The 24125-nt window shown below is 34.9% G+C and carries 28 protein-coding genes; 26 read left to right on the top strand and 2 right to left on the bottom strand.

The window, feature by feature from the left end:
- Positions 1-3: 3 nt before the first annotated feature.
- Together K6959_RS16570 and K6959_RS16565 are read right to left on the bottom strand one after the other, a co-directional pair.
- Positions 4-708: a DUF1672 domain-containing protein gene (locus K6959_RS16570; protein WP_262421999.1), complete on the bottom strand. Its 705-nt coding sequence runs from the start codon at positions 706-708 to the stop codon at positions 4-6.
- Positions 709-747: 39 nt separating this feature from the next.
- Complete coding sequence (locus K6959_RS16565; protein WP_223087079.1) at positions 748-954, bottom strand: hypothetical protein; 207 nt, start codon at positions 952-954, stop codon at positions 748-750.
- Positions 955-2041: 1087 nt separating this feature from the next.
- Here K6959_RS16565 and K6959_RS16560 point away from each other — a divergent pair.
- The 26 genes from K6959_RS16560 (at position 2042) to K6959_RS16435 (ending at position 24109) form a co-directional block, all read left to right on the top strand.
- Entirely contained in the window at positions 2042-3190 is a 1149-nt protein-coding gene (locus tag K6959_RS16560; protein ID WP_223087077.1) for an acyl-CoA dehydrogenase family protein, read from the top strand.
- Positions 3191-3202: 12 nt separating this feature from the next.
- A complete protein-coding gene (locus K6959_RS16555) occupies positions 3203-4072 on the top strand; it encodes an ABC transporter ATP-binding protein (RefSeq protein WP_163242989.1) in 870 nt (289 codons plus the stop codon).
- Positions 4073-4084: 12 nt separating this feature from the next.
- Entirely contained in the window at positions 4085-5170 is a 1086-nt protein-coding gene (locus K6959_RS16550; protein ID WP_163242990.1) for an ABC transporter substrate-binding protein, read from the top strand.
- A 14-nt stretch (positions 5171-5184) separates the two neighbouring features.
- Positions 5185-5955: an ABC transporter permease gene (locus tag K6959_RS16545; protein WP_223087075.1), complete on the top strand. Its 771-nt coding sequence runs from the start codon at positions 5185-5187 to the stop codon at positions 5953-5955.
- Positions 5956-5980: 25 nt separating this feature from the next.
- On the top strand, positions 5981-7300 hold the full coding sequence (locus K6959_RS16540) for an O-acetylhomoserine aminocarboxypropyltransferase/cysteine synthase family protein (RefSeq protein WP_223087074.1): 1320 nt from the start codon (positions 5981-5983) through the stop codon (positions 7298-7300).
- Between the two features lie 34 nt (positions 7301-7334).
- A complete protein-coding gene (locus K6959_RS16535; protein WP_223087072.1) occupies positions 7335-7709 on the top strand; it encodes a chemotaxis protein CheY in 375 nt (124 codons plus the stop codon).
- A 21-nt stretch (positions 7710-7730) separates the two neighbouring features.
- The gene (locus tag K6959_RS16530) at positions 7731-8852 is read left to right on the top strand and encodes an LLM class flavin-dependent oxidoreductase (RefSeq protein ID WP_223087071.1); all 1122 of its coding nucleotides are present in this window, start codon (positions 7731-7733) and stop codon (positions 8850-8852) included.
- Positions 8849-10177: an LLM class flavin-dependent oxidoreductase gene (locus tag K6959_RS16525; protein WP_223087069.1), complete on the top strand. Its 1329-nt coding sequence runs from the start codon at positions 8849-8851 to the stop codon at positions 10175-10177. The genes K6959_RS16530 and K6959_RS16525 overlap by 4 nt, the downstream gene beginning before the upstream one ends.
- A 29-nt stretch (positions 10178-10206) precedes the next feature.
- Positions 10207-10728 carry an NADPH-dependent FMN reductase gene (gene ssuE / locus K6959_RS16520; RefSeq protein WP_163242996.1) on the top strand — a complete coding sequence of 174 codons (522 nt, stop codon included), beginning with the start codon at positions 10207-10209 and terminating at the stop codon, positions 10726-10728.
- 608 nt (positions 10729-11336) lie between these two features.
- Positions 11337-12629 carry an adenylosuccinate synthase gene (locus K6959_RS16515; protein WP_223087067.1) on the top strand — a complete coding sequence of 431 codons (1293 nt, stop codon included), beginning with the start codon at positions 11337-11339 and terminating at the stop codon, positions 12627-12629.
- 616 nt (positions 12630-13245) lie between these two features.
- The gene (locus K6959_RS16510; protein WP_163242998.1) at positions 13246-13719 is read left to right on the top strand and encodes an HNH endonuclease; all 474 of its coding nucleotides are present in this window, start codon (positions 13246-13248) and stop codon (positions 13717-13719) included.
- Between the two features lie 327 nt (positions 13720-14046).
- Positions 14047-14829, top strand: a complete 783-nt coding sequence (locus K6959_RS16505; RefSeq protein ID WP_223087066.1) for a hypothetical protein — start codon at positions 14047-14049, stop codon at positions 14827-14829.
- Positions 14830-15284: 455 nt separating this feature from the next.
- Positions 15285-15977, top strand: coding sequence for a winged helix-turn-helix domain-containing protein (locus tag K6959_RS16500; protein ID WP_163243000.1), 693 nt, complete (start codon positions 15285-15287; stop codon positions 15975-15977).
- 721 nt (positions 15978-16698) lie between these two features.
- Positions 16699-16857: a hypothetical protein gene (locus K6959_RS16495; RefSeq protein WP_163243001.1), complete on the top strand. Its 159-nt coding sequence runs from the start codon at positions 16699-16701 to the stop codon at positions 16855-16857.
- A gap of 6 nt (positions 16858-16863) precedes the next feature.
- Positions 16864-17145, top strand: a complete 282-nt coding sequence (locus tag K6959_RS16490; protein WP_163243002.1) for a hypothetical protein — start codon at positions 16864-16866, stop codon at positions 17143-17145.
- On the top strand, positions 17132-17560 hold the full coding sequence (locus K6959_RS16485; RefSeq protein WP_163243003.1) for a hypothetical protein: 429 nt from the start codon (positions 17132-17134) through the stop codon (positions 17558-17560). Before K6959_RS16490 ends, K6959_RS16485 begins: the two co-directional genes overlap by 14 nt.
- A gap of 1 nt (position 17561) precedes the next feature.
- A complete protein-coding gene (locus K6959_RS16480) occupies positions 17562-17900 on the top strand; it encodes a helix-turn-helix domain-containing protein (RefSeq protein ID WP_163243004.1) in 339 nt (112 codons plus the stop codon).
- A gap of 77 nt (positions 17901-17977) precedes the next feature.
- Positions 17978-18268 (top strand): hypothetical protein, encoded by a 291-nt coding sequence (locus K6959_RS16475; RefSeq protein ID WP_077737171.1) that lies wholly within the window; start codon positions 17978-17980, stop codon positions 18266-18268.
- A 3-nt stretch (positions 18269-18271) separates the two neighbouring features.
- Positions 18272-18577, top strand: coding sequence for a hypothetical protein (locus tag K6959_RS16470; protein WP_163243005.1), 306 nt, complete (start codon positions 18272-18274; stop codon positions 18575-18577).
- Between the two features lie 264 nt (positions 18578-18841).
- A complete protein-coding gene (locus K6959_RS16465; RefSeq protein WP_223087065.1) occupies positions 18842-19351 on the top strand; it encodes a hypothetical protein in 510 nt (169 codons plus the stop codon).
- 12 nt (positions 19352-19363) lie between these two features.
- The gene (locus K6959_RS16460; protein WP_223087063.1) at positions 19364-19522 is read left to right on the top strand and encodes a hypothetical protein; all 159 of its coding nucleotides are present in this window, start codon (positions 19364-19366) and stop codon (positions 19520-19522) included.
- A 361-nt stretch (positions 19523-19883) separates the two neighbouring features.
- A complete protein-coding gene (locus tag K6959_RS16455; protein ID WP_163243007.1) occupies positions 19884-20510 on the top strand; it encodes a hypothetical protein in 627 nt (208 codons plus the stop codon).
- 46 nt (positions 20511-20556) lie between these two features.
- On the top strand, positions 20557-21000 hold the full coding sequence (locus tag K6959_RS16450; RefSeq protein WP_223087062.1) for a hypothetical protein: 444 nt from the start codon (positions 20557-20559) through the stop codon (positions 20998-21000).
- Positions 21001-21122: 122 nt separating this feature from the next.
- Complete coding sequence (locus tag K6959_RS16445) at positions 21123-21665, top strand: site-specific integrase (RefSeq protein ID WP_163243021.1); 543 nt, start codon at positions 21123-21125, stop codon at positions 21663-21665.
- A 577-nt stretch (positions 21666-22242) separates the two neighbouring features.
- Complete coding sequence (locus K6959_RS16440; RefSeq protein WP_223087060.1) at positions 22243-22872, top strand: ApaLI family restriction endonuclease; 630 nt, start codon at positions 22243-22245, stop codon at positions 22870-22872.
- A gap of 19 nt (positions 22873-22891) precedes the next feature.
- The gene (locus tag K6959_RS16435) at positions 22892-24109 is read left to right on the top strand and encodes a DNA-methyltransferase (RefSeq protein ID WP_223087059.1); all 1218 of its coding nucleotides are present in this window, start codon (positions 22892-22894) and stop codon (positions 24107-24109) included.
- Positions 24110-24125 lie beyond the last annotated feature (16 nt).

Below are 24125 nucleotides of genomic sequence, written 5' to 3'. Positions count from 1 at the left end.
TTCCTAATGTTTTATTTTATCGTTTGGATCAGAGCGCTCAAGACTATTATCCTTTGTTCCTATTGCAGTTTTTTTGTCTACATTATTGTCATTTAATATCACTGTATAAGAACCTCGTGGTAAACCGTCCATATTTTCAATATCAGAGACAATTTGATCAAAAATGGCTTTATTAGGTTCAATGTTTGGCTCTTTCATATAAAGTTGGATCGTTAAGATAATTCCCTTAGGGTCAAAATCATTACGAGTTAATTGTTTTTTCCACTCATCTTTACTTAAGTTTGGATTTTGAATATAAGTCTTGAAAAGAGAGTCAAAGGCTTCATCTATTGTATTTATATAATAATAAGGGGTACTATATCCATTTGCGCCGACATTTGCAATCGCATCAATCCTCTTTCCGATTACTGGGTGGTTATTTACAAAGGTTTGTAAATAATGGTCAAGAGTTGCAATCTCCTCATCGAAAATCATTGCATATAGTGCTCCTGCTATAGAATCTTCTACCTGCCCTTCCTGGGACCATACTTGGTCGGTTAACACTTTTTCCTCATCAATATCAATCGGGACAATGGCATACGTGTAAAAGTGCGGTTCGCCGACCGATTCGACAAAAACGGATGCTCCATCAACTGCGCCGACAACGTTATGAACGATTACTTCAGTTTTATAGTTGTCAAGAAAGAATTTCTTTACCGCTTTATCAATTTCATCACGATGAGCTTTCGCAATTTTATCTGTTTTTTTTCACCATTGCGAAGTGTATAGCCTTGCCCTGTATATTCTTGAACTGGGGACGTAATGCTCCCTTGCGTATTTTTCCTCTGGTGTTTCTTTTGTTTGTTCATTTTTGGCTTTGTTTGTTTTATGATTCGTGTTATCCATATTAAAGCAACCTCCTAGTAATAATGACATTCCGACACTGAAGGCGAGAATTTTCTTTTTATGTTTCATCGTGTTCATTCCTCCTTATGTAAGATGAAAGGTTTATAATTGGCTAGAAGATAATTAAAGTTATCCAAGAAACAGGTAAAGAAACGCCTAATAAAAGCATAGGTACAATAAAAAGCGGAAGTACCTAAAATGTAGACGAGTAAAAAATACCTTTTTCAAAATTTTAGACATTAACATAGCATAATCATTCCCATCAACTTCTCCCTTGGTTCATCATTTTTTTAGTTTTTATAAACGATCAAACGATATGAATCTCTTTTTTTTGATTTTCTAATAAATATTATTAGTAAAACTATGCACCTAACATATATATAAAATCTCCAATAAACATAATTAGTTACCTGTTAATATAAATTAATAATATGTGTTCCCACGGGCTATGGCTGAATTTGAACCTACAAGTAAAGAAACACTTCTTGTCAGCGTTCCCCAGCCCTAATTGCTTCCTAGTACAAGTGTAGCTGATAATGTAAGTGCTTGTTTTTCCTTGCCAATCTTCAGTTACCTAAGGATTGGATTTGCATACGTACCTTCAACTTGCAAACACTTCAGTTTTCAATCCATGAGATGGAGTCGTACGCACCAAAAGCAGAGAATAGTTAGCCTTAAAACTCATTTCTCCCCAAACTGATGGATTAGAAGAATAAATTTTTTCTTTGTACAATTTATATAGCCAGAACCACCAGAGCAACTACCATTTTTAATTCCTATTGCTTTTTTTTAGTTCTTACATATTATTCTAATAATACCATAATCTTAAGATCATTTCTCAAAAAACTAGCTATCATTCTATCATTTTTCAGGGATTTTTATACAGGAAATTAGGGAAATCTTTTAGTTTATGATGCTTACTAATAAATTGATAAATGATTAGAGAGGCGTTAACTCCGTCTTTGCAAGCCAAATATTTGGTGTAAAATTAATTCATACTATTCTCATAAGAATTATATGTTGACTTTGAATTAATCGGTATGTACAATAACGTTTAAGCTTATAAATTGCAGATTAGTAGGAAATTTCAATTATTAGTATTCAGTTTAATTTTCCCTTATGTGCAGAAACTCATGGGTTAAGGAGGAGGAATGAGATGGTATATGTATTAGAAAAAAATAAAAAAGTGGAAGAAATTGCACAAGATTTAGCAAATATTTTTTCTAAAACAGCTGTTGAACGTGACCTCGCTGGCGGTACTGCTAAGGTTGAACGTGATTTAATTCGTGAAAGCGGCTTGCTAAAGCTACTAATTCCTAAGGAATACGGCGGTCAAGGTGGCGATTGGCTAGATGTATTGAATGTCGTGCATATCTTTGCGAAGGTTGATAGTTCATTAGCGCATTTATACGGCTATCATTTCGTTAATTTAATTACACCGCACTTATGTGGCAACAAGGAGCAAAAGGAGTATTATTACAAAATTACAGCAAAGCATAATTATTTTTTGGGTAACGCATTTAATCCTGTAGATATTAAATTAAGGGCACGCAAAGAGGGAAGTAAGTATATTTTTAATGGTGTTAAAACATTTTGCTCTGGCAGTGTTGACTCAGATTATTTATTAGTATCAGCATTGATCGATGGTCAGGAGGAGCCTTTACTCGTCGTAATTCCTACTAATCGTATGGGAATATCTATTAAAAATGATTGGGACAATTTTGGCCAGCGTCAAACAGATAGCGGAACGGTTGAATTTAACAATGTTGTCGTCGAAGAGAAAGAAGTGTTGCGAAATGGTTTCAATCATGATGAGTTTTCTAGACTGAGAGTGAATATTGCAAGCTTTGTTTTAAACCATCTCTATTTAGGTATTGCGGAAGGTGCATTTGAGGCAGCATTACCATATACAAGAACGCAAACGAGAGCAAGAACGCCACATAGATCAGCAATCGATGATCCTATTATTCAACACCATTATGGTGAATTTTATGTACAGCTCGAAGCGGCAAAATTACTTCTCGAAAAGTCGAACGTCATGTTCCAAAATTTATGGGATATGGGCAATCATATTTCACCAGAGGAGAGAAAAACACTTGATGATGCTACACATGCAGCAAAGGTATTTATTACAAAAGCAGGTTTAGACATAACATCACGCATTTTTGAAGTAATGGGCAGCCGGGCGACAGCAAATCGTTATGGTTTTGACCGATTTTGGCGTAACTTACGGACAATGACGTTGCATATACCAGTTGATATAACGATTCAAGAGCTAGGCAGACATGTACTATACAACGAATAAAGGGGTGTTCGAATGGTCACTGTTTTAAATAGATTGCAAGAACCTCAGCAAGTCTTAGATGAAAAATTCAAAACAAATAAAATCGAAGTTCAATCAATTCATTTTAGTTATGAAAAAATAAAAATTTTAAATGAGATTAATTTAACCGTAAAAGAAAGTGAATTTCTTGTTTTTATGGGTCCAAGCGGCTGTGGGAAAAGTACGTTATTACGCTTAATCGCAGGGTTAGAACAGCCAGATGGAGGCGACATAGTCGTTAACGGGAATTCAATCCAGAAGATACATCCTGATTGCAGCGTTGTTTTTCAAGATTATTCATTGTTTCCGTGGCTTACCGCACGCGACAATATCATTCTAGCTTTAAAGCAACGGAATCAGAACGTTAATAAAAAGGAACTTGAGCATATCGCGGAGGACTATTTAAGCTTAGTGAATCTTGGGCATGCGGTGAAAAAGTATCCAGGGCAAATGTCTGGTGGAATGAAGCAGCGGGCTGCAATTGCACGGGCATTAAGCTATGGGGCTGATTTATTATTGATGGATGAACCGTTCGGAGCATTGGATCCGGTAACGCGCGTCCAACTACAGGATTTATTATTGCGAATAAGCCGTGAGCAAAATCGTACAATCGTTTTTGTAACGCATGATGCAGAGGAGGCAATTTACTTAGCCGATCGCATTATTATGTTTCTCCCAGGAGCGGGTGGAGCAAAGACGGTAAATATAGAGATCCCATTTAGTCGAAAAAATATGAATCGCAAGCAACTTTTTGCAAGCAAGGAGTTTATCCATTTCCGTGAGCATTTGTTGAACATGATGAACAAGGAAATATTGAATAATTTAGCTAATCAAACTGTTTTACAAGATGGGGCAGGCATTTAAGGGGTGATTTAGATGAGAAAGTTAACATTTAAACAGAACATCTTACAAGGGTTACTATTAGTCGCAAGCTTATTTGTTCTTTCAGCCTGTCAATCTGATGAAAATGGACGAAAAAAAGCAAACGGTGAGGGACAATATGAAATGACTGTAGGAATTAGTCAGACTAGTGGCGCACCATTGGTCGATATTGCTGTGCAGGAAGGTTATTTTGAAGATGAAAATCTTACAGTTAAGCGTATCGGATTTGCTAACTCTGCAGACGGTTTGAATGCACTTCAAGCGGGAAAGATTGATATCGGGATGTCATTCGGCACAGCAGGTCCGCTTACATTTATTGCAAACGATTCTGATCTTTCGATTATTGGCGGTCATTTAGAAGGTGGACATCCGATTTTAGTAAAAAAGGGAAATAAAGATCAATACAAATTGCTTGAAGATTATAAAGGGAAAAAGATTGGTACAATTCGGATTTTTACATCGGACATTGTATTCCGTTCAGCGTTAGCAGAAGCAGGAATTGATTGGGAAAACGATTTAGAAATTGTTGAGTTTAAAACAGGTAATATGCTGCTTGAAGCAGTTGCTTCAGGAAAAGTCGATGTTGCTGTATCAGCAAACACTTTTTACGCACAGGCGCAAGAAATGGGGCTAGAGGCAGTTACATGGAGTAATGATTTACAGCCTTCACATGTTTGCTGTCGTGTCGTAACGAGAACAGAACTACTTGATGAAAATGATGGTGAAGCATATAAACGGTTTTTAAAAGCGATTATTCGTGCAGAGCGTAAAAAACTTGAATCCCCGAAAGACGCGGTAACTGCTGCCCGTGAATATATGAACGTGGATGATGAAGTGATCGATACAATAGTCAATGAAGAACATTCTCACTATTCAGCAGATCCAAGCAAAAACAAGGTCGTTGAAATGTGGAAACAAATGCAGGATATAGGCTATGTAGAAGATGTGGAAAATATAGATATTAATCATTACATCAATATAGACCTTTATGAACGAGCATTACGGGAGTTAATTGAAGAAAATCCGGATGATCGTTATTATGAAGAACAATTTGTCAAATTTAAAGAACAAAACACATAAAGGAAGTGATGTTCATGCGCACATTTTTAAAGCAATACAGTATAACCATTTTTATCGGTATAGCGATCATTGTGGCATGGGCTTTATTTACGAAATATGCGAGTTGGGTTAATCCTGTTATTTTTCCCGATCCGCTGACCGTCACAGAATCTTTTAAGAATAAATTAGGTGAGCTCGTTCTCGGACTTGTGAGTTCAATGGCATTGTTATTACCGGCATTTTTCTGTGCTTTATTGATCGGTGTGGCAATGGGAATGTTTTTCGGATTAAATAATCATTTTCGTCAAATATTCATGCCCTATTTCCACGCGCTCAGTCCGATTCCACCGACGCTTTTTATCCCGTATGCAATTGCGTTAATGCCGACGTTTCAATCAGCATCGACGTTGTTAATTTTTATTGGCGCATTTTGGCCGATCTTTTTAGGGACAATTCATGGCGTTTTATTAATTGAGCAGCACTATTTAGATAATGCGAAGACGCTTCGATTAAAAGGTGGAGATTTTTTATTTAAAGTTGTCCTGCCGGCAAGCTCACCGTACATTTTAAATGGAACTAGCACTGCACTTGGGATGTCTTTTTTAATATTAACGATTGCTGAAATGTTTGGAGCTTCTTTAGGTATGGGCTATTTTATCCAGTATTACAGTGATTTTTCGCAATATCATTACGTCCTGGCTGGCATTATTTTTAAAAGTATCATTATCGTGTCCATTATGATTGGATTTGAAAAATTGAAAAAGCGTCTACTATTTTGGACGAACTTAAAGACGGAATCAAATTAAAAGATCATGTGGAAGGAGAGAGTTTATGGAAACGAAGTTTAAGCAAGAAACAATTGCATTACATGGTGGACAAAAAGTCGATCCGGTAACACGTTCAAGAGCAGTACCACTGTACCAAACGACATCATATGTCTTTGAAAATACCGAACATGCTGCAAGTTTATTTAAAATGCAAGGCGATGGCTATATCTATTCACGTAATGCAAATCCGACTAATACTGTTCTTGAGGAGCGTTTAGCCAGACTTGAAGGTGGAGTTGGAGCTTTTGCCGTCTCATCTGGGCAAGCAGCCATTTTAATTACTGTATTAACATTGGCACAAGCTGGTGAAGAAATTGTAGCAACAAACGCATTGTACGGCGGCACATATACGTTGTTTGCAAAAACATTGCCACGCTTTGGTGTCACTGTACGCTTTGTCGATGGTAAAAATTTTGCAGAAGTCGAAGCAGCAATGAATGAAAAAACGCGTGCTGTTTTTACAGAAACGATTGGGAATCCAAGCTTGGAAATTGCTGATATTGAACACTTAAGTGAAATTGCCCATCATCATAAAATACCACTGATCGTTGACAATACGTTTGCAACGCCATTTTTATCAAAACCGATTGAATATGGAGCAGATATTATCGTCCATTCCATCACGAAGTTTATAGGTGGTCACGGGACATCAATAGGCGGAGCTATTATTGATAGTGGGAAATTTGCATGGTCAAATGAAAAGTTTCCGACGTTTGTTGAACCGAATGAAGTAATTTGTAATCGTTCATTCGTTGAGGTGGCATGTGAAAAGGCATTTATCACGAAGGCGCGCTTTGAGCTTGGGCATGATTTTGGAGTTACACTATCACCATTTAATGCATGGTTATTTATTCAAGGTCTTGAGTCATTGTCGGTTCGTATTCATAAACATGTTTCCAATGCCGAGCAAGTAGCGGAATATTTAGCACGACATGAACTTGTTGAGTGGATAAATTATCCGACACTGCCCGAAGATAAACAAAATGATTCAGCAAAAAAGTATTTGCCTAAAGGTGCGGGTTCTATATTTAGCTTTGGTATTAAAGGTGGTCTTGAATCGGCAAAAACATTTATCAATTCTGTACAGCTTCTATCCCATGTAGCAAATGTCGGTGACTCAAAAACACTCGTTATCCACCCAGCTAGTACATCTCATTCTCGTCTCACACCTGAACAACGAATAAGCAGTGGAGTGACACCAGAATTAATTCGCTTATCGATTGGTCTTGAAGATGTTGAAGATATCATTTCAGATATTGATCAGGCATTGAAAAAGGCTGATCAATCAAGCAAAATAGCAAATAGCAAATTAATATACTGTTAAAACCAAGTAAACACATATGAAAGGAGTAATAAAAATGACAATTGCAGTCGTATTAAATGAGCAAAATATGATGACGCCAATTGTAGAAGGCACAATATTACGCATTGTGAACGAGGATGACTTTTCGTATGAAGATTTTAGTAATCCGGCACTTAGTCTGGAAAAAGGGCGACGAGGTGCAACATTACGTTTTGCAATTGAAAAAAATGCAACTATTTTTTTTGCGCCACCTGAAACGTTTTGTGAGCTTTCTTATAAAAAGGCATTAGAAGAGGAGTTCGCTTTTTACGAAATGGAGACAGGGCAATCATATGCAACATTTGAGAACCTTTTAAGGAAAGGTCAAATTCAAGTATCAAAGCAACTGCGAGCAGTTAATGTAGTACCTAGTGCACCTGTGAAAAAATAATAATCGAATGGAGGATGGATGATGATCGAGTTTATTACGATGGCGCCTACTTCTGGCGATAGCGAATACGTCGGTGGACCGTCAAAAGATAAAAAGATTGGAGGCTGGACTGGTACCGGTACAGATGTAGTCCGTCAACCGTCTATTGAGTATATAAAAGAAATTGCAGCAGCAGCAGAGAATGGAGGTTTTTCAACGCTTCTCCTCCCCATTGGAGGTAATTGCATCGATTCATTAGTTGCAGCATCGTATTTAATTGCACATACAAAACACCTTAAGCTTTTATTTGCAGTCCGTCCTGGATCTATCGCTCCGACTCAACTCGCAAAGCAATTTGCTTCACTTGATTATTGGTCAGGCGGTCGCGTGTTTATCAATATTGTGACAGGGGGATCACCTGTTGAGCTTGCTAGTGATGGGGACTTTTTATCACATACAGACCGCTACAAACGAACTCGTGAATATATTGAGATTTTAAAGCGTTTATTTGCTGGAGAGACATTCGATTATAATGGTGAGTTTTTCAAATTAAAGGATGCGTCATTGCCGCGTGTGCCAAAAGAAGTTCCCCCAATTTACTTTGGCGGTTCTTCCCCAATTGCAAAAGAAGTTGCGACTGATTTAGCGGATACTTACATGCTTTGGGGAGAAACACTTGAAAATACGGAAGAAGAAATAAACACCGTGAAGAAACTAGTGAAACAAAAAGGCCGCGATTTGTCATATAGCGTTTCCTTTCAAGTTGTCGTTGCAGATACAGAGAAGGAAGCTTGGGAACAGGCAGATAGGTTGATTAGCAAGGTAGATCCCAACGTGTTAGCAGAAAAACATAAAAGCACGCTAACAAGCGGAGCTGTTGGCGTGAATCGCCTGCACAAATTAATGATTCAATCAAAAGAAAATAATTTTGTGATTGGTCCAAATATTTGGGCGGGCTTAACGCAAGTTTTATCAGGCAATTCGATTGCACTTGTTGGTACGCCAGACCAAATTGCAGAGCGAATTGTAGAGTTTGTAGATCTAGGTTTTGATAAAGTATTGCTTCGTGGTTTCCCGCATTTAGAGGTTATACAAGACGTGGGCAGAAAAATCATTCCACGTGTTCACTCCATTTTAGAAGCAAGGACGGTGGGGGTGAAATGAAGAAAAAACAAAAGAAGCTCGGCGTATTTTTAATGGGAACAGGCCATCATATTGCCTCTTGGCGTCATCATGAAGTCCCAAGTGATGCGAGTGAGAATATTGAATTTTTCAAAAGAATTGCCAAAAAAGCGGAAGCGGGTAAACTCGATATGCTGTTTTTAAGTGATGGATTATCATTCCATGATTTATCACATCCAGCCGAGCTTGTGCGTTTTGAACCATTAACTTTACTCGGTGCTCTTACAACAGTAACTGACAATATTGGCCTAGTAGCAACCGCTTCAACAACGTATAATGAACCCTTTCATCTCGCACGAAAATTTTCGTCGTTAGACCATTTAAGCGGTGGGCGTGCAGCATGGAATATCGTTACATCGTACTACGAATCAGAAGCAAGTAATTTCAATAAAGATAAGCATTTAGACCACTCGCTGCGTTATGATCGCGCAGATGAATTCGTTGAGGTTGTAAAAGGGTTATGGGATAGCTGGGATGAAGATGCTCTCATGCGTAACAAGGAAACAGGTGAATATTTTACAAAGGGCAAGCTTCATACATTAAATCATCGAGGAAAGTATTATGCTGTACGCGGACCTTTAAACTCATCTCGTCCACCTCAAGGATATCCCGTATTAGTTCAAGCAGGTTCTTCTGAAGCCGGAACAAACTTAGCAGCCAAAACAGCAGACGTTATTTTTTCAGCGCAGTCTACATTAGAGGACGCTCAAGCGTTTTATAAAAAGTTAAAGGCTAAGGCGGTTGCATATGGAAGAAGCGCAGCTGATATAAAAATTATGCCCGGTGTATCTGTATATGTAGCAGAAACGGAAAAAGCAGCACGCGAAAAAAATGAGGGACTTCAACAGCTTATTACACCTGAAATCGGGTTAGATTTTTTAGCAGATTATTTAGCTTTTGATTTATCAAGCTATGATTTAGACGGACCGCTGCCAAAAAATATCCCGCCAACAAATGGCAATCGCAGTCGTCAACAGTTGATAATTGAGCTTGCTGAGCGCGAAAGCTTAACAATTCGTGAACTTTACATGCGCATTGCTGGATCTCGCGGTCATCGAATTATTTTTGGTTCCCCATCACAAATTGCCGATCAGCTTCAAGAATGGATTGACCGTGAGGCAGCAGATGGCTTTAATTTAATGCCTCCATATTTTCCTGACAGCTTTACAGATTTTATCGATTTAGTCATTCCAGAGCTACAAAGGAGAAAGATATTCCGAACAGAATATGAAAGTAGGACGTTGCGGGGAAATTTAGGGTTAAAGCCAGTTGTATCACGTTATCAAAAAGATAATCAATTTGTATAACATAAAAAAATGATAGGATGTGCAAAAAAATGAAAGCAGTTATCATAAATGGTGGCAACAGTATGACATCTAGGCTGACAGGGATTGAAAATGAGATAAAAGCCAATTTACAGGCAGTCGGGATTGCGTTTAACGTCATTCAAGTGCATCAATTACCAGCAGATGATTTAATCACCGCAAACTATGCAAGTGACGAAATCATCAACCATCTATCATTAGTTAGTGAGGCAGAAATAATCTTTGTTTTAACGCCGATTTATAAAGGCTCGTACTCAGGTATTTTAAAAACATTTTTAGATTTACTACCACAAAAAGGTCTTCAAAATAAAATAGTGATCCCAGTGGCAATTGGAGGCTCAATTGCCCATTTACTTGCGCTGGAATATTCATTAAAACCTGTCCTATCGATTTTAGGGGCAACAACCATTTCAAGTCCAATATATATTGTCGATAAGCAAGTCCAAAAATTAGCCAATGGTCAGTTTTCGCTTGATGTGGAAGCGAAAGATCGGATTAAATCAGTATGGGAAGCTATTTATGGCAGCAAATAGAATTTAATACAAAACAAGACTGTCTGAGATAACTGAACTGCCTCCTGTTAAGTAGACAGTGGAAATAATAAAAATGTATGTAAGCGGCTTTAGCTCTAAATTTCACTGAATTAAAGCCGTTTAATCCTTCTTTTCAAATGTGTCATATTAATTCAAATAGTATTTCTCACACTTTAATGTCCACATTAAGTTTTTTTAGATTAATAGGAAGCTATTCTATCAATTGTGTTTTTCCGTTTTATTAATCAACTGTTGACAAACGTTCGCATCCATCGTTGCTTGTTCTTCGTTGTAAGTGCATGAACACTTATTCCATTTGTTTCGCCTTGTGCTGTGCGCTTTGACTTTGCTACAGGCTCAGGGGATTTACTAATTTATTTTATCTCCCTATTTAAATGGTTAAGTTTTTACTAGAGCCCATCCATCTATTAGTCGAATTTCATAGAATCTAAGTTTTCTATGTTACGAGTTTTATACGAACATATTTTAATATTTATCAGAAAATTGTTCGTGTTTTATTGACTTTTAGCATGAGAAATTGATAAAATAATCATGTTTGATTCGGAACGTAAAATAATTTGATTGCCATCTGTTGGAGGTGCTTTAAGATGTCTTCAGTTGTTGTTGTAGGAACACAATGGGGAGATGAAGGAAAAGGGAAAATTACAGATTTCCTTTCTGAAAATGCAGAAGTTATTGCTCGTTATCAAGGCGGTAATAATGCAGGACACACGATTGTTTTTAATGGTGAAACATATAAGCTTCATTTAATACCATCAGGAATTTTTTATAAAGATAAAATTTGTGTAATCGGTAACGGAATGGTTGTTGACCCTAAAGCACTTGTTAAAGAGCTTGCATATCTTCAAGAAAAAGGTGTTACTGCTGATAATTTACGAATTAGTAGTCGAGCACATGTTATTCTGCCGTACCATTTAAAATTGGATGAGGTAGAGGAAGAACGCAAAGGTGCAAATAAAATCGGCACAACGAAAAAAGGAATAGGTCCTGCTTATATGGACAAAGCCGCACGGGTCGGAATTAGAATTGCTGATTTGTTAGACCGTGAAGTTTTTGAAGAGAAGCTTGCGCGTAACTTAGAAGAGAAAAATCGGATGCTTGAACGTTTTTATGAAACAGAAGGATTCGAACTTAAAAGTATTTTGAATGAATACTATGAGTTAGGTCAGCAAATTAAAAAATACGTTTGTGATACATCCGTTGTATTAAATGATGCTCTTGATGATGGTCGCCGAGTTTTGTTTGAAGGCGCACAAGGAGTTATGCTTGATATTGACCAAGGTACGTACCCGTTTGTTACCTCATCTAATCCGGTAGCTGGTGGCGTTACAATTGGTTCAGGGGTCGGTCCAACGAAAATCACTCATGTCGTTGGGGTTTCTAAAGCGTACACAACCCGTGTTGGAGATGGACCATTCCCAACAGAATTAACGAATGAAATCGGCGACCAAATTCGTGAAGTAGGTCGCGAATACGGAACGACAACTGGTCGGGCTCGCCGAGTTGGTTGGTTTGACAGTGTTGTTGTTCGCCATGCTCGCCGTGTAAGTGGTATTACTGATCTTTCTCTTAACTCAATAGATGTCTTAACAGGAATTGATACTTTAAAAATTTGTGTCGCTTACCGCTATAAAGGAGAAGTCATTGAGGAATTCCCAGCTAACTTAAAGGTGTTGGCTGAATGTGAACCAGTATATGAAGAACTTCCAGGTTGGTCAGAAGATATTACTAATTGTAAATCATTAGATGAACTTCCTGCGAATGCACGTCATTATTTAGAGCGTGTTTCTCAATTAACAGGAATTCCATTATCAATTTTCTCTGTCGGTCCTGACCGGACGCAAACAAATGTTGTCCGCAGTCCATGGCGGCAAAATTAATAAGTGCAGTTGCCCTGCTGCTCAGACTGTTGACAAATGCTCACACTCATCGTTGCTTGAACTTCGTGGTAAGCTCATAAACACCTAGTCTATTCGCTTCTGCCCCGTTGTTCGGTGCCTTGACTACAAGCGTTTTGATTTTAGTCTATCGGAAACTGGTTCTAATTTTCACTTTGTCTTCAATCTTCACAGCTGCCTTACTATAACAGGCAGTTGTGAAGATTTTGATTTATGTTGTTTCTCCTATTCAAATACACTTTACTTTGAAAAATAAAAAGAGATAAAAAAGATGTTGCGGTACTATAAAGTGTTATGTTATGATTAAAAGCGTCGTGACAAGCCTAAGTCATTCGAAATAAAGAGCCATTAGCTCAGTCGGTAGAGCATCTGACTTTTAATCAAGCAGAGGCACGAAGACTACCCTAAATAAATAAATCATTTACATAACAAGCACTTTCCACAATGGTGGGAGGTGCTTTTTTTTGTATTTATTGACATAATCAGCTGAAGATTGTCCTCACCCTCAAATATTATAAGATAATATCAATTAAATTAACACGGGACCTTAATTTTTTCCTCAATTTTTTGTATATGTTTAATGAAGGAGGATATTTTGATGAATGCTGAACGATTGAAACATTTGAAAAAACATATACATCTTTTAGAGATTGATATAGAGAGGGGTCTAATTCTTAATAAAAAGCAGTTTTTGGGCAATCGTGGGTACTATTGTATTTATCTTAGTGGTAAATTATATAAAGTTCATCAAATTATAGCTGTAGCAGCTGGATTGGATATTTTAGATAAAACGATAAACCATATAAACTGCAATAAATTGGACAATCGTATTGAAAATCTCGAAGTGGTATCATTGTCTGAAAATGTTAGTCATGCTCATAAAAATGGGTTACATGAACATTTAATAGGAAATAATCATCATAAGGCAAAATTGACGGAAAAAGACGTTAAACAAATTAGACGATTATTGAACGAAGGTAAAATGTTAAAAGCTGAAATTGCTCGAAAATATGATGTTTCATTCAAATTGATAACAAAAATACAACAAAACAAAATATGGAAACACGTTTAAAAGCCGAAATTGTACCTTTTAGAACCCCTCTAAACCCCATAGCTAATTAGGTCATTGTATTAAACACAATGATCTTTTTTTGTTCAATTAAAAAATCAGATGAATTTTGTATATAACAAATGAACGAAAAGCAATTACTTCAACATATAGCAAATTTAATATTGAAAATCAGAAAAAAACAGACGAAGTGGTCTTTTCTTCCAAAATATTGTCTGATAATATCTTTTTGTAATCAACAACAGAACATACTTTCGGTTGATGATTGTTCTATATTGATTGCACTGCTCATTGAAAATTTAATAAAAATGGAAAGGGAGATGATTTTACATGAGCGGAACACTTGTAAAAACATTGGGAGCTGTGACACTTGCTGGAGGTATTGTTGTTAGTGGTATTGTTTGGACAGGTACTGAACATCTAAACAACATCAAAACGAAAGTGGTTGACCTTGTGGATAAAGTTGAAGTCCTTGAAGATACCCGTGTAGGATTGGAAAACATATTAAACGAAGTAAAATCAGATGCAACAAACAGAATCCAAACAGCAAATGGTATTATCTATTCAAAAGATGAACAAATTGCCCAATTAAATGCAACGATTGAAGACTTGGAAACTCAAATTGCTGAACTTCAAGATGGACAAATTGATACTGAGGAAATTCAAGGCGAAATCAACCGTTTAGAAGGTGAATTGGAAACAGCAAATGCTGAAGCAGAACAATTAGAAGATGAAGTGGAAGCTGCCTATGCTGAAGTTGCTGAAGTTGGAGAAGAAGAATTTGACGCTTCAAAATATAAAACAAATTTTCCAATGGTTGAAGAAGAAATTCCAAGTGTAACAGATGATGGTTCGTTATCTGCAACTCACCTCGAAATACTAACAAACGTGGATAATCTTCGACTCATTCAAAACTCTTACGGTGTTAAATTAACCAAAGTTGGTCAAATGAATATACCTTCTGTTTCATATTTCATTGAAGGCGACTCATTAGTTACTTCTCCAACTGCTGAACAAATGGAACAACTAAAATCTATTGCCAGACAAGTTAATCGTGATATTAAAATTAAATCGGCTGGCGGACATGATTTAACAACAATCACACTTTACTAAACCACATAAAGAAGGAGATCATGCAATCATGCACGGTCTCCTTTTTTTGTTAGTTAAAAATATTAATTGTTTTTGTATATAACAAAATAAACGAGTATTTACGTTGCTATTCGTTTTATTAATCGTTTGATGTATTTCATCATAAAAAAAATAAGAACGTATAGGAATTAAAGCTATGCAATATAGCACGATTATAAAAACACCATATGAAAATTAATACTTGAGATGGATTGATACCAAATGAAATAATAATGCCAACAAAAAGAAAGAGCCTACCCTTCGTGATTGGACTGGCAATCCAATCGGGCAGACACTTTCAACATGATATAAACCTATTTCGTTAGTACCAGTATATCATGCTGAAAAAATGCACCTCAACAAAAATCTTATTATTTAATAATATTTGTTGATGAAAAGTAGGCTCTTTCCAAAAAACATTGGGAGGAGTTTTTATTATGAGGAGATATACTGTTGATGACAAATTCACGACAAAAGAGGAATATAAAAAGAAATTGGAACAACCGCCATATAATAAATTAAAAATCAATCGAATTGCTGTTTATGATGTTATTAGACAAAGAGTCTATGGTTCATACAAAAATTATCATGATAACAAAATTAAAAAATTCGTAAACGGTAAAGGCGAAGTATTTGGACGTATTAATCAAACCGAAATTGCCGAAAAATGCAGAATAAGTGAATCCACAGTAAAACGGGCAATTAAAGATTTAATGAAATTCAATTTAATTGAAGTGGAAGAATCTGAAACGTATGGAAAGCATGGTGGGAAATCTAATAAATATTTCATATGCGAACCAACGCCAAACGAAAACATTACAGAGAATGATGTATCAAAGATAATTGTAAACGAACCTAAAAAAATCAAACAAATAAAATCTCCAATCAAGGAACGTATGAAAAAGATATATTATAAAAAGGGAAAAGTTACCAATAAGGCTATGGCTGAATTTTTAGGGGTAAGTGTGAAAACAGTTCAACGTAAAAAAGCGGAATTACGAGCGGAAGGATATTTAATTGATGAAAAAACACAATCTAAAATGGTTGCAGAACGTGTTAATTCAAATATGCTAAATTATAATTTAACCCCTGAAGAAGATGCAAAATTGGAGAAATTATTTCATGATTGATATTTTTGAAGCTCTATCTCGTAAATGTACAGGAAAACTCAATTTGACCTCATCTGTCCCTCTTGCCAAAAAAGAGGGACTTTTTGAGGACAGAACAGGTCAAATTGACCTATGGAGAAGGACAAAAACAGGACAGGTCAGGTCAATTTGACCTTTAAGATAACAAAGTAATATAAATAAAAACCAAAACTAAAAAGTAATAGTATGGCTCGGGCTAAACCCTCGCCAACACCAACCTATCAAGTTAGTTCCACTAAAGAATAACCATTCAAAAATTGTTAGTCATAAATACCAAAAGTTTAATTAAGGCGGGAACATGAAATCATTTAGGAATTGCATTAGAAATAAATAGCTTACGTTCTACACGGTTTTAAAATCAATCAATGAATAAAACATCATAAAACAACTAAAACACGTTAGAAACGAAATACTTAAATTTCTGCTGAAGCACCTAAATATAATAGGTGATTTATTGTTTATGTAACAAAACAAAAGAATTGATACATAACGAAATCTATTAGAAACGTGATAGGCTCAACACTTATCACGATTTTTTATTTTTCAACTTGTTTATGATGTAACGAAAACAATATTAGATTTACATCATATGTAATTAATCGGAATAGACACTTGTCTTGGTATGGTAGGTTGATATAATCCATAAGACCAAACGGTATTGATACCATTTATTGATACTTCATGAACGGGAGGAAATATCGAAATGAAACAACAAAAATTATCCAAAAAGGAGCGGAACCCAGTTTCATATTGGAAAGCACAAGTAAATTTCTCCATGAAAAAATTAGCGGAGGCTCTGGACAATGAAGCGAAGCGGGAAGTTGAAGAAAAACGTCAAATTGAAAAAATGATAAATGGGTGATGTTATATGAACAATCAAAAAAAGTTTCCAGCATGGCATGATGAGATGGAAAATTTTATTGAAAAACATGGTAAATATATTGTTCTTACATCACGAATGAAAAACGGTGAATTAAAACCTTATTTATTAGGTCCATATAAAACCTATGAAGATATCGAAAAACTCCAAACAAATTGCAATATATCCATTTTAAAAGTATTTGAAATAGCTTCAAAGGAACATGAACAAATTTTGGAATACTTTTCAAATGTTGAAAATAACGAGGTGAAATCAAATGAGTTGGTTTAAAATTGATGGATTTAAAAATCGTTTAACTTACTTTGATGAAGATACCGTAGTTATCGAAGTAATCACCCGAGATAAAGAGCATTGTTACAACATCATGATAGATAAACACAATCTACCAAAAATCGTTGAAGCGGGATCTTCTGTTCATATCATGAATATCGCTGGAAAATATCCGTATGCTTACCTCGTATTTAGAAATGGTAATGGCGAAAAAATATTGCTTCACAGATTTATAATTAACTGCCCAAAAGATAAAGTGGTAGACCATTTCGACTTCGATACTCTGAACAATCGTGAAAACAATTTAAAAGTATGCACGTTTGGAGATAACTCTCACAAAAAAAGATTAACTGGTGTTGGTGGAAGTAAATTTACAATAGCTAACGAAAAAAGAACCCAAAAAAGCGGGTGGTAAAATGCCTGAATATAAAATGAAAATGAACTACTACAACAAAAAATGGGAAATATACCGAGTCTATCAAATAGACCAAGTAAGATACCGCCAACATCATGGATATTATAATTCATTACATGAAGCGGAACGGAAAGCCAACCAATTAAATGCAATCCATGAAGGATTGAAACAAGAACAATCAAAATCAAAACATTCAAATTTAGCTGAACAAATAGGCCACAAAATATTAATTGATGTAAAACAACATGGATTATCCATTCGACAAATAGCTGAAAAATACAATATTTCATATGCAACAGCACGAAAGATAAGGAAAAAGGTAATTGAAGATGCCAATTAAATCTCCAAAAAAGTACCCATAAAAAATCATGGAAATGTTGATAGCTCAACAATTATCAATGGAAGGGGTGATATAAAATGCCAAAAAAGAATGATGATTTTATTTATTCCAAAGACATGAATTTAAAAACCAGAAATGATGTTAAAAAGGCATTATCCAGAGTTGTAAATGGATTAATGACTGGGAAACTAACAAACATTTCAAAAGCAAAAGCATTGGTATATGCACTCGATATAATGCTAAAAGCATTCAAGCATGATGATGAAATGCAACAATTTAGAGAACAAATGGAAATGGATAAGAAAATCTATGAATATGAGAAAAAGCTTATGGAAATTGAGGAATATCTGAAAGAGAGGGGGCTGTAGCATATGAGTTTGAAATCATTATTATCATTTGAACGAAAACTAAAACGGATTGAACGTGCAACCATTGAAGAAAATCCAATTAATGTATCAGTATATGTTTATTCCCCATCTGAATGGAATGTAAAAACTCAATCATTTGAAGATGAAATCAATGCTGAATTAGGATTGGTAACTGTATTTAAAGGCTTTGAAAAATATAAGGAAATCATTGAAAAAGCACCCAATTTACATGAAGCACGTTATTTAGCACGACAAAACAACATCAATCTTACAGTTAAACCGTTATTAGACCCTTTTGATGAATGGTAAATCTATCAAAATATCACCTAATGGGTGTTTAATATAAATCATGCAATCATTTAGGAGGTAGTATTTCAATGCCGAGAAAATCACGGAAACAAATGCTTAAACCTAAACCAAGAAAACGTAAAAAACGAAAGGAGAATAAAAATGACCCAAAAAGAAATGCTCGCTGATATTATCGTTAAAACACTTAAACCATATTTTGAACGATTAGAAAAGATTGAACATGAATTGGCACAATTAAAAGCTTCAAAAGGAGGTGATTAATAAATGCCAAGACAGCTGAAAAATGCAGACATTGATTTTATATCATATGTTGACCGACCAGCTAACAAACGGAAATTTTTTATGACTAAATCAAGGGAGGAATTTCAAATGGATATTAAACAATTACAAAAGGTATTGGAAGATGCTATTAAACCATTGGAACAAAGAATTGCACAAGTTGAAAAGGCTCATGGATTAAATCAATCTCAATCAATCGTAAAATCACAAAAACAATCAAATGAAGGTGGTGTATTTGATGACCTTTTCGAACCACGAAAAGACAACATTAAAAAATCCAACGAAGAAACACAAATTTTCCAATCATTAGATGACCGCCTTGGACTTCCAGAAGTTGTTGAAAAAGAAGAAGATGGAGACTTTGTAGCAGGACGTGATTTTACAGATGTTCACGGGGAACGAGCAGAACAAAAATTCAATAATGGGGAAGTTAATTTCTTAGATTGGGATCCAAACCATAAAGACGAAAATGATACTACAAAAAATATGTATTAAGGTGGGGATAACATGAATAACCACCAAACGCTTCAAAAAATGAAAACATTAAAGCATAATCATTCGTTCCAATTAAAACATCAATTAGACCGTGGAAAATACAATCCACGAACTCGGTCTTGGGAAAAAACATTGCCGAAGGATAAAATCGAAAAGGGAAATGCTTTTTAATCATGCCCATGATGGTTAAAAAATAAAGTTATTATTGCTTAGGGCCCAATAATAATGATATTTCAAACAAAGGAAGTGGCAATAACAGCCGCTTCTTTTTTAGTTTTCAAATGTAACAAAACATGAAAATTGATACATTACCTATTAGAAATCGCATAGGAACAACATTCTTGATAATGATTGATTTATAAGATGTAACAAAATGAATGTTTAATCTACATATGAAGTAATAAAAAATCAAAAAAAAAAGAATTTTCTGCAAAGTAACCTTCACTTCCATTTTTAGATGATTTAGTATCTAACCAACGATAAATATTACCTGATAATAACCAATCAAAAACTAAATGGGAGATGATTTAAAATGATGAAAACAAAATTAACTGTGGTATCTAAAAATGCCAAAAACAAAAAGGAAATCACTATCATTGTGGACAACGAAAACAAAACTGCTTTCAACGAAACTACCCAAAAGGAAATCAAACTCGACTCAATCCGCAAAAATTATGAAATTATCGCAGAAGAACCTGTAATTGAAGAAAATGCTGTTGAAACAATCGAAGAAACAACACCAGAACAAAATACTGACGATACTAACGAAGTTAAAAATGATGATGAAGTAAAACACGTTGAAAACGAAAAATCAAATGCTGACGAAACTAACAACGAAGAACAAAATGAAGCTGAAGCTGAAATGGAACCTTTTCCATTCGATAATGTAACTGTGGAAGATGATGTTCATAAAAAACATGGCGAAATCAAAATTGTTTCATTTACTTACAATGGATATTCTGTCAGCCTCCACTTTTTCGCTGACAAAAACAACTGCCTAAAATTAATCAAACGTGGCGCTAAAGTTTGGGTAACGGGTGAAAAGAAAATGGCGGTTAATACAACATCAATGAAAAAGGCATTAACTGAAATTGGTATTTTAGACGAAGATATGCAACGTGCAAAACAAACAATATTGGAAATCAAAAAGGCGGGCTAATTGCTCGCTTTTCCATATTAATCTATTAAAACGGGAGGAAATCACAATGAAACATATTTTATCTTTAATGATTGAAAAGAAACAATTAGAAAATCAATATGGTTGGAGGTCATGTTTTGATGTTCCAGAACAATACGACAAGATGGAAAATCTATCAGTTGAAATCATGAACAATCTAAAAGAATACGAGAAACACCATACAGATATTTTTGCAACTAATTTATATGATGTTTTGGACACGATTGCTTTTGAAATCGTAAATGGAAACATATCAGAAGAAGCGGAAGTTATGTTTTATACCCAAGATGATTATTTGGAAACTTATGTATTAGGCAATTTCAACGAAGAACAAATGGAAGTATTTGATAAATTATTTTATTACATGAACTCAGACGACCGAGCTGGGTGGTTGAAATCAAATTACATTAACAACGATCCAAACGAATACACAGATAACCTCGTGAACTTTGTTGTAGTTGTCATTGAATAACATTAGGAACGGTGTAGCTCGTTTGCTACGCCGTTTTCTTCATCAATCAATATAAATACATTCAAAACAATTAAAAACCGATAGCAACGAAATCTATTAAATTCTAAAATGGGAGATGATATATTATGGCAGTACAACCAATCAGAGAAAAGGATAAAATCGAACAAATGAAAACCGTATTAATGCACTCATCATATAGGGATTATTTTCTGTTTTGTTTTGGCATTAATACTGGGTTAAGGATAAGTGATATTTTGCCAATGAAAGTGAAAGATATTAAAGGTAAAACCCATATCATTTTAAAAGAAACGAAAACACGAAAATCCAAACGATTGAAGCTTACTCCAGTTGCTCAACGATTGGTAGAAGATTATGTTGAAGGATTGCATGATGAAGATTACCTATTTCCATCTAAAAAAGGCGGAAAACCAATTTCACGGGTACAAGCATATCGTGTTTTAAATGCAGCTGCTGAAAAAGTCGGAATAGGTGAAATTGGAACTCATACATTGAGGAAAACATTTGGTTTCCATTTTTATCAACAATATAAAGACGTTGTACTGCTCCAAGAAATATTCAATCATTCAGCACCTTCCGTAACATTACGATATATTGGAATAAATGATGATATTATGGATAAAGCCATTGATGGTTTTGGATTATAGAAATTTGATTGAGTATCGGGTAATATTAACATATAATGAACTCGAGGTGGAAATACATTATTAATACAATTTGCTAAAAGTTCGTCATTTACAGCAGAACACTCCTTTTTCTTATGGTTCGTCTTTTTCTTTACGGTTTGTTTCAACGGTTATTCTCGAGAAATGTGTCCATCATTATTGATGGGCTATTTTTTTTTTATGCAAAAGAAAAAAGCACTTCCCAATATGGAAAGTGCAATTCAATGAGGAGTTGAAATAAAAGCCCAACATAATGTTGGTTGTTAGCAGAAGCATCCAAAAGAACAAGTTATTTTGTTCAATTAGATTATATAATATTTATTTGCCAATTGTTAGAGATTAATTTGTATCATTTTATGAAAATCTACCATTTGAAATGTTACATATAAAACACGACAAAACAGCGAGAACTGTTAGAAACATTGAGCTAATCAAGTTTTTTAAAAGGCTAATCATGTATCAATTCTATCATTTTGTTACATTAAAAAAATATCTGCCATGTAAATATGCCCATTTTATAGTACAATAAAATGAAGTATAATAATGGGGGAATAAAAATATGACATTAACAATCGAGCAAGAATTGCGAGAATTGGCAGACAGATATGCAACTCAATTAGAATTAAAAGTAAAAGAACGTGTAGAAGATATGAACCAAGATGATAAATCGCATTATTTGATTTATCGAGTGTTAAAAGTAACCCTTGAAGAAGGGGAAATGATTGACGTTTACCAAAATAAAGGACGTTTCCTTTATAAATATGCTGGTTCATTCCTCGAAGAAGCGGCTACATTGTGTTTTGTTCATAAATTTGGAGAAAAGGCTCAAAAGGTCAAAATACCTAATACAATCGGACAAAGACCAAAAACATTTGAAATTGATTGTTTAGTAGATGAAGATGCCCACGAAATTAAGTGGAGAGATGCAACAACTGATGGAGACCATATCACTAAAGAACATACAAGAATCCAAGTTATAAAAGATGCTGGTTTTGTTCCTATTCGTGTTATGTTCTATTACCCAAACAGAAAAAAAGCTATTAAAATTCAACAAACACTGGAAACATTATATGAAGGCGTAAACGGACAATATTATTACGGGGACGCTGCTTGGGACTATATCAAGAAAACTACTGAAGTGGATTTAAAGGGTATCCTTCAAAAAATAGCTGATGAAAATACCCAATGAAAAAAGGAGTAATGTATAAATGACTGTATTATTAGGCGACTGCTTAGAACAACTACAGAACATACCAGAGGAAAGTGTTGACCTAATTTATTTAGACCCACCGTTTTTTACACAACGGAAACAAAAATTAAAAACACGGGATAATTCCAAAGAATATTCATTTGATGATAGTTGGGAGTCAATCGAAGATTATAAGCAATTCATTAAAGACCGTTTGGAAGCTTGTAAAAAAGTATTAAAAAAGACGGGTTCTATATTTTTGCATTGTGATAAATCTGCTTCTCATTATTTAAGAGTGGCATTGGATGAAGTTTTCGGCATGAATAACTTCCAAAGCGAAAACATATGGACATATAAACGGTGGTCTAATTCTAAAAAAGGCTTATTGAATAATCATCAAAACATATATTTTTATAGCAAATCGAAATCATTCAAATTTAACACGATTTATACCGATTATTCAGCAACAACTAACATAGACCAAATATTGCAAGAACGTGTTAGAGATGAAAATTCAAAATCCAGATATAAAGTTGATGAAAACGGACAGGTTGTATTGGGCAAAGAGAAAAAAGGAGTTCCTTTATCAGACGTTTGGAACATACCATTTTTAAATCCAAAAGCAAAGGAACGAACTGGCTATCCAACTCAAAAACCTATTTTATTGTTAGAACAAATAATAAAAATTGTAACTGATGAAGGAGATACCGTTTTAGATCCTTTTTGTGGTAGTGGAACAACATTAGTAGCGGCTGATTTATTGGGCAGAAATTATATTGGAATTGATACTTCAGAAGATGCAATCGAACTAACAAAGGAACGATTAAATAACCCAATCAAAACATCATCTCATTTGTTGGAAAAAGGGGAAAAAGAATACCTAACAAAAGATGAAACAGAATTGGCAATCCTTAATAGTTTAAATGCTCTTCCAGTCCAAAGAAACAAAGGTATTGATGGATTTTTGCGAGAATATTATAAAGAAAAACCTGTACCAATTAAAATTCAAAAACCAAACGAAACATTTGAGGAAGCATTGGACAGTTTATTGTTTGCCAGCCAAAAACGTAGCTGTGTTTTAAAAGTATTGATTAAAACAAAACATGAAGATAATTTATTAGATTTCATTACACAAGAACAACCAGATGAAAACCTCATAGTAATTGATAGTTACGATTTAATAATTAAAAATTGGATAAAAAGTCATGGTAATGTAGAGGAATTTGTTACCCAATAAAAAGGAGACGCCCATT

This window comes from Bacillus aquiflavi (assembly GCF_019915265.1).
Taxonomy (GTDB): Bacteria; Bacillota; Bacilli; order Bacillales; family Cytobacillaceae; genus Bacillus_BT; species Bacillus_BT aquiflavi.
This window is presented reverse-complemented; position numbering and strand designations above follow the sequence as displayed.

What these genes read in the sequence shown, in the direction of transcription:
- K6959_RS16565 (WP_223087079.1), bottom strand. Translation starts at nt 954, where the DNA reads ATGAAACATAAAAAGAAAATTCTCGCCTTCAGTGTCGGAATGTCATTA.
- K6959_RS16560 (WP_223087077.1), top strand. Translation starts at nt 2,042, where the DNA reads ATGGTATATGTATTAGAAAAAAATAAAAAAGTGGAAGAAATTGCACAA.
- K6959_RS16555 (WP_163242989.1), top strand. Translation starts at nt 3,203, where the DNA reads ATGGTCACTGTTTTAAATAGATTGCAAGAACCTCAGCAAGTCTTAGAT.
- K6959_RS16550 (WP_163242990.1), top strand. Translation starts at nt 4,085, where the DNA reads ATGAGAAAGTTAACATTTAAACAGAACATCTTACAAGGGTTACTATTA.
- K6959_RS16545 (WP_223087075.1), top strand. Translation starts at nt 5,185, where the DNA reads ATGCGCACATTTTTAAAGCAATACAGTATAACCATTTTTATCGGTATA.
- K6959_RS16540 (WP_223087074.1), top strand. Translation starts at nt 5,981, where the DNA reads ATGGAAACGAAGTTTAAGCAAGAAACAATTGCATTACATGGTGGACAA.
- K6959_RS16535 (WP_223087072.1), top strand. Translation starts at nt 7,335, where the DNA reads ATGACAATTGCAGTCGTATTAAATGAGCAAAATATGATGACGCCAATT.
- K6959_RS16530 (WP_223087071.1), top strand. Translation starts at nt 7,731, where the DNA reads ATGATCGAGTTTATTACGATGGCGCCTACTTCTGGCGATAGCGAATAC.
- K6959_RS16525 (WP_223087069.1), top strand. Translation starts at nt 8,849, where the DNA reads ATGAAGAAAAAACAAAAGAAGCTCGGCGTATTTTTAATGGGAACAGGC.
- ssuE (WP_163242996.1), top strand. Translation starts at nt 10,207, where the DNA reads ATGAAAGCAGTTATCATAAATGGTGGCAACAGTATGACATCTAGGCTG.
- K6959_RS16515 (WP_223087067.1), top strand. Translation starts at nt 11,337, where the DNA reads ATGTCTTCAGTTGTTGTTGTAGGAACACAATGGGGAGATGAAGGAAAA.
- K6959_RS16510 (WP_163242998.1), top strand. Translation starts at nt 13,246, where the DNA reads ATGAATGCTGAACGATTGAAACATTTGAAAAAACATATACATCTTTTA.
- K6959_RS16505 (WP_223087066.1), top strand. Translation starts at nt 14,047, where the DNA reads ATGAGCGGAACACTTGTAAAAACATTGGGAGCTGTGACACTTGCTGGA.
- K6959_RS16500 (WP_163243000.1), top strand. Translation starts at nt 15,285, where the DNA reads ATGAGGAGATATACTGTTGATGACAAATTCACGACAAAAGAGGAATAT.
- K6959_RS16495 (WP_163243001.1), top strand. Translation starts at nt 16,699, where the DNA reads ATGAAACAACAAAAATTATCCAAAAAGGAGCGGAACCCAGTTTCATAT.
- K6959_RS16490 (WP_163243002.1), top strand. Translation starts at nt 16,864, where the DNA reads ATGAACAATCAAAAAAAGTTTCCAGCATGGCATGATGAGATGGAAAAT.
- K6959_RS16485 (WP_163243003.1), top strand. Translation starts at nt 17,132, where the DNA reads ATGAGTTGGTTTAAAATTGATGGATTTAAAAATCGTTTAACTTACTTT.
- K6959_RS16480 (WP_163243004.1), top strand. Translation starts at nt 17,562, where the DNA reads ATGCCTGAATATAAAATGAAAATGAACTACTACAACAAAAAATGGGAA.
- K6959_RS16475 (WP_077737171.1), top strand. Translation starts at nt 17,978, where the DNA reads ATGCCAAAAAAGAATGATGATTTTATTTATTCCAAAGACATGAATTTA.
- K6959_RS16470 (WP_163243005.1), top strand. Translation starts at nt 18,272, where the DNA reads ATGAGTTTGAAATCATTATTATCATTTGAACGAAAACTAAAACGGATT.
- K6959_RS16465 (WP_223087065.1), top strand. Translation starts at nt 18,842, where the DNA reads ATGCCAAGACAGCTGAAAAATGCAGACATTGATTTTATATCATATGTT.
- K6959_RS16460 (WP_223087063.1), top strand. Translation starts at nt 19,364, where the DNA reads ATGAATAACCACCAAACGCTTCAAAAAATGAAAACATTAAAGCATAAT.
- K6959_RS16455 (WP_163243007.1), top strand. Translation starts at nt 19,884, where the DNA reads ATGATGAAAACAAAATTAACTGTGGTATCTAAAAATGCCAAAAACAAA.
- K6959_RS16450 (WP_223087062.1), top strand. Translation starts at nt 20,557, where the DNA reads ATGAAACATATTTTATCTTTAATGATTGAAAAGAAACAATTAGAAAAT.
- K6959_RS16440 (WP_223087060.1), top strand. Translation starts at nt 22,243, where the DNA reads ATGACATTAACAATCGAGCAAGAATTGCGAGAATTGGCAGACAGATAT.
- K6959_RS16435 (WP_223087059.1), top strand. Translation starts at nt 22,892, where the DNA reads ATGACTGTATTATTAGGCGACTGCTTAGAACAACTACAGAACATACCA.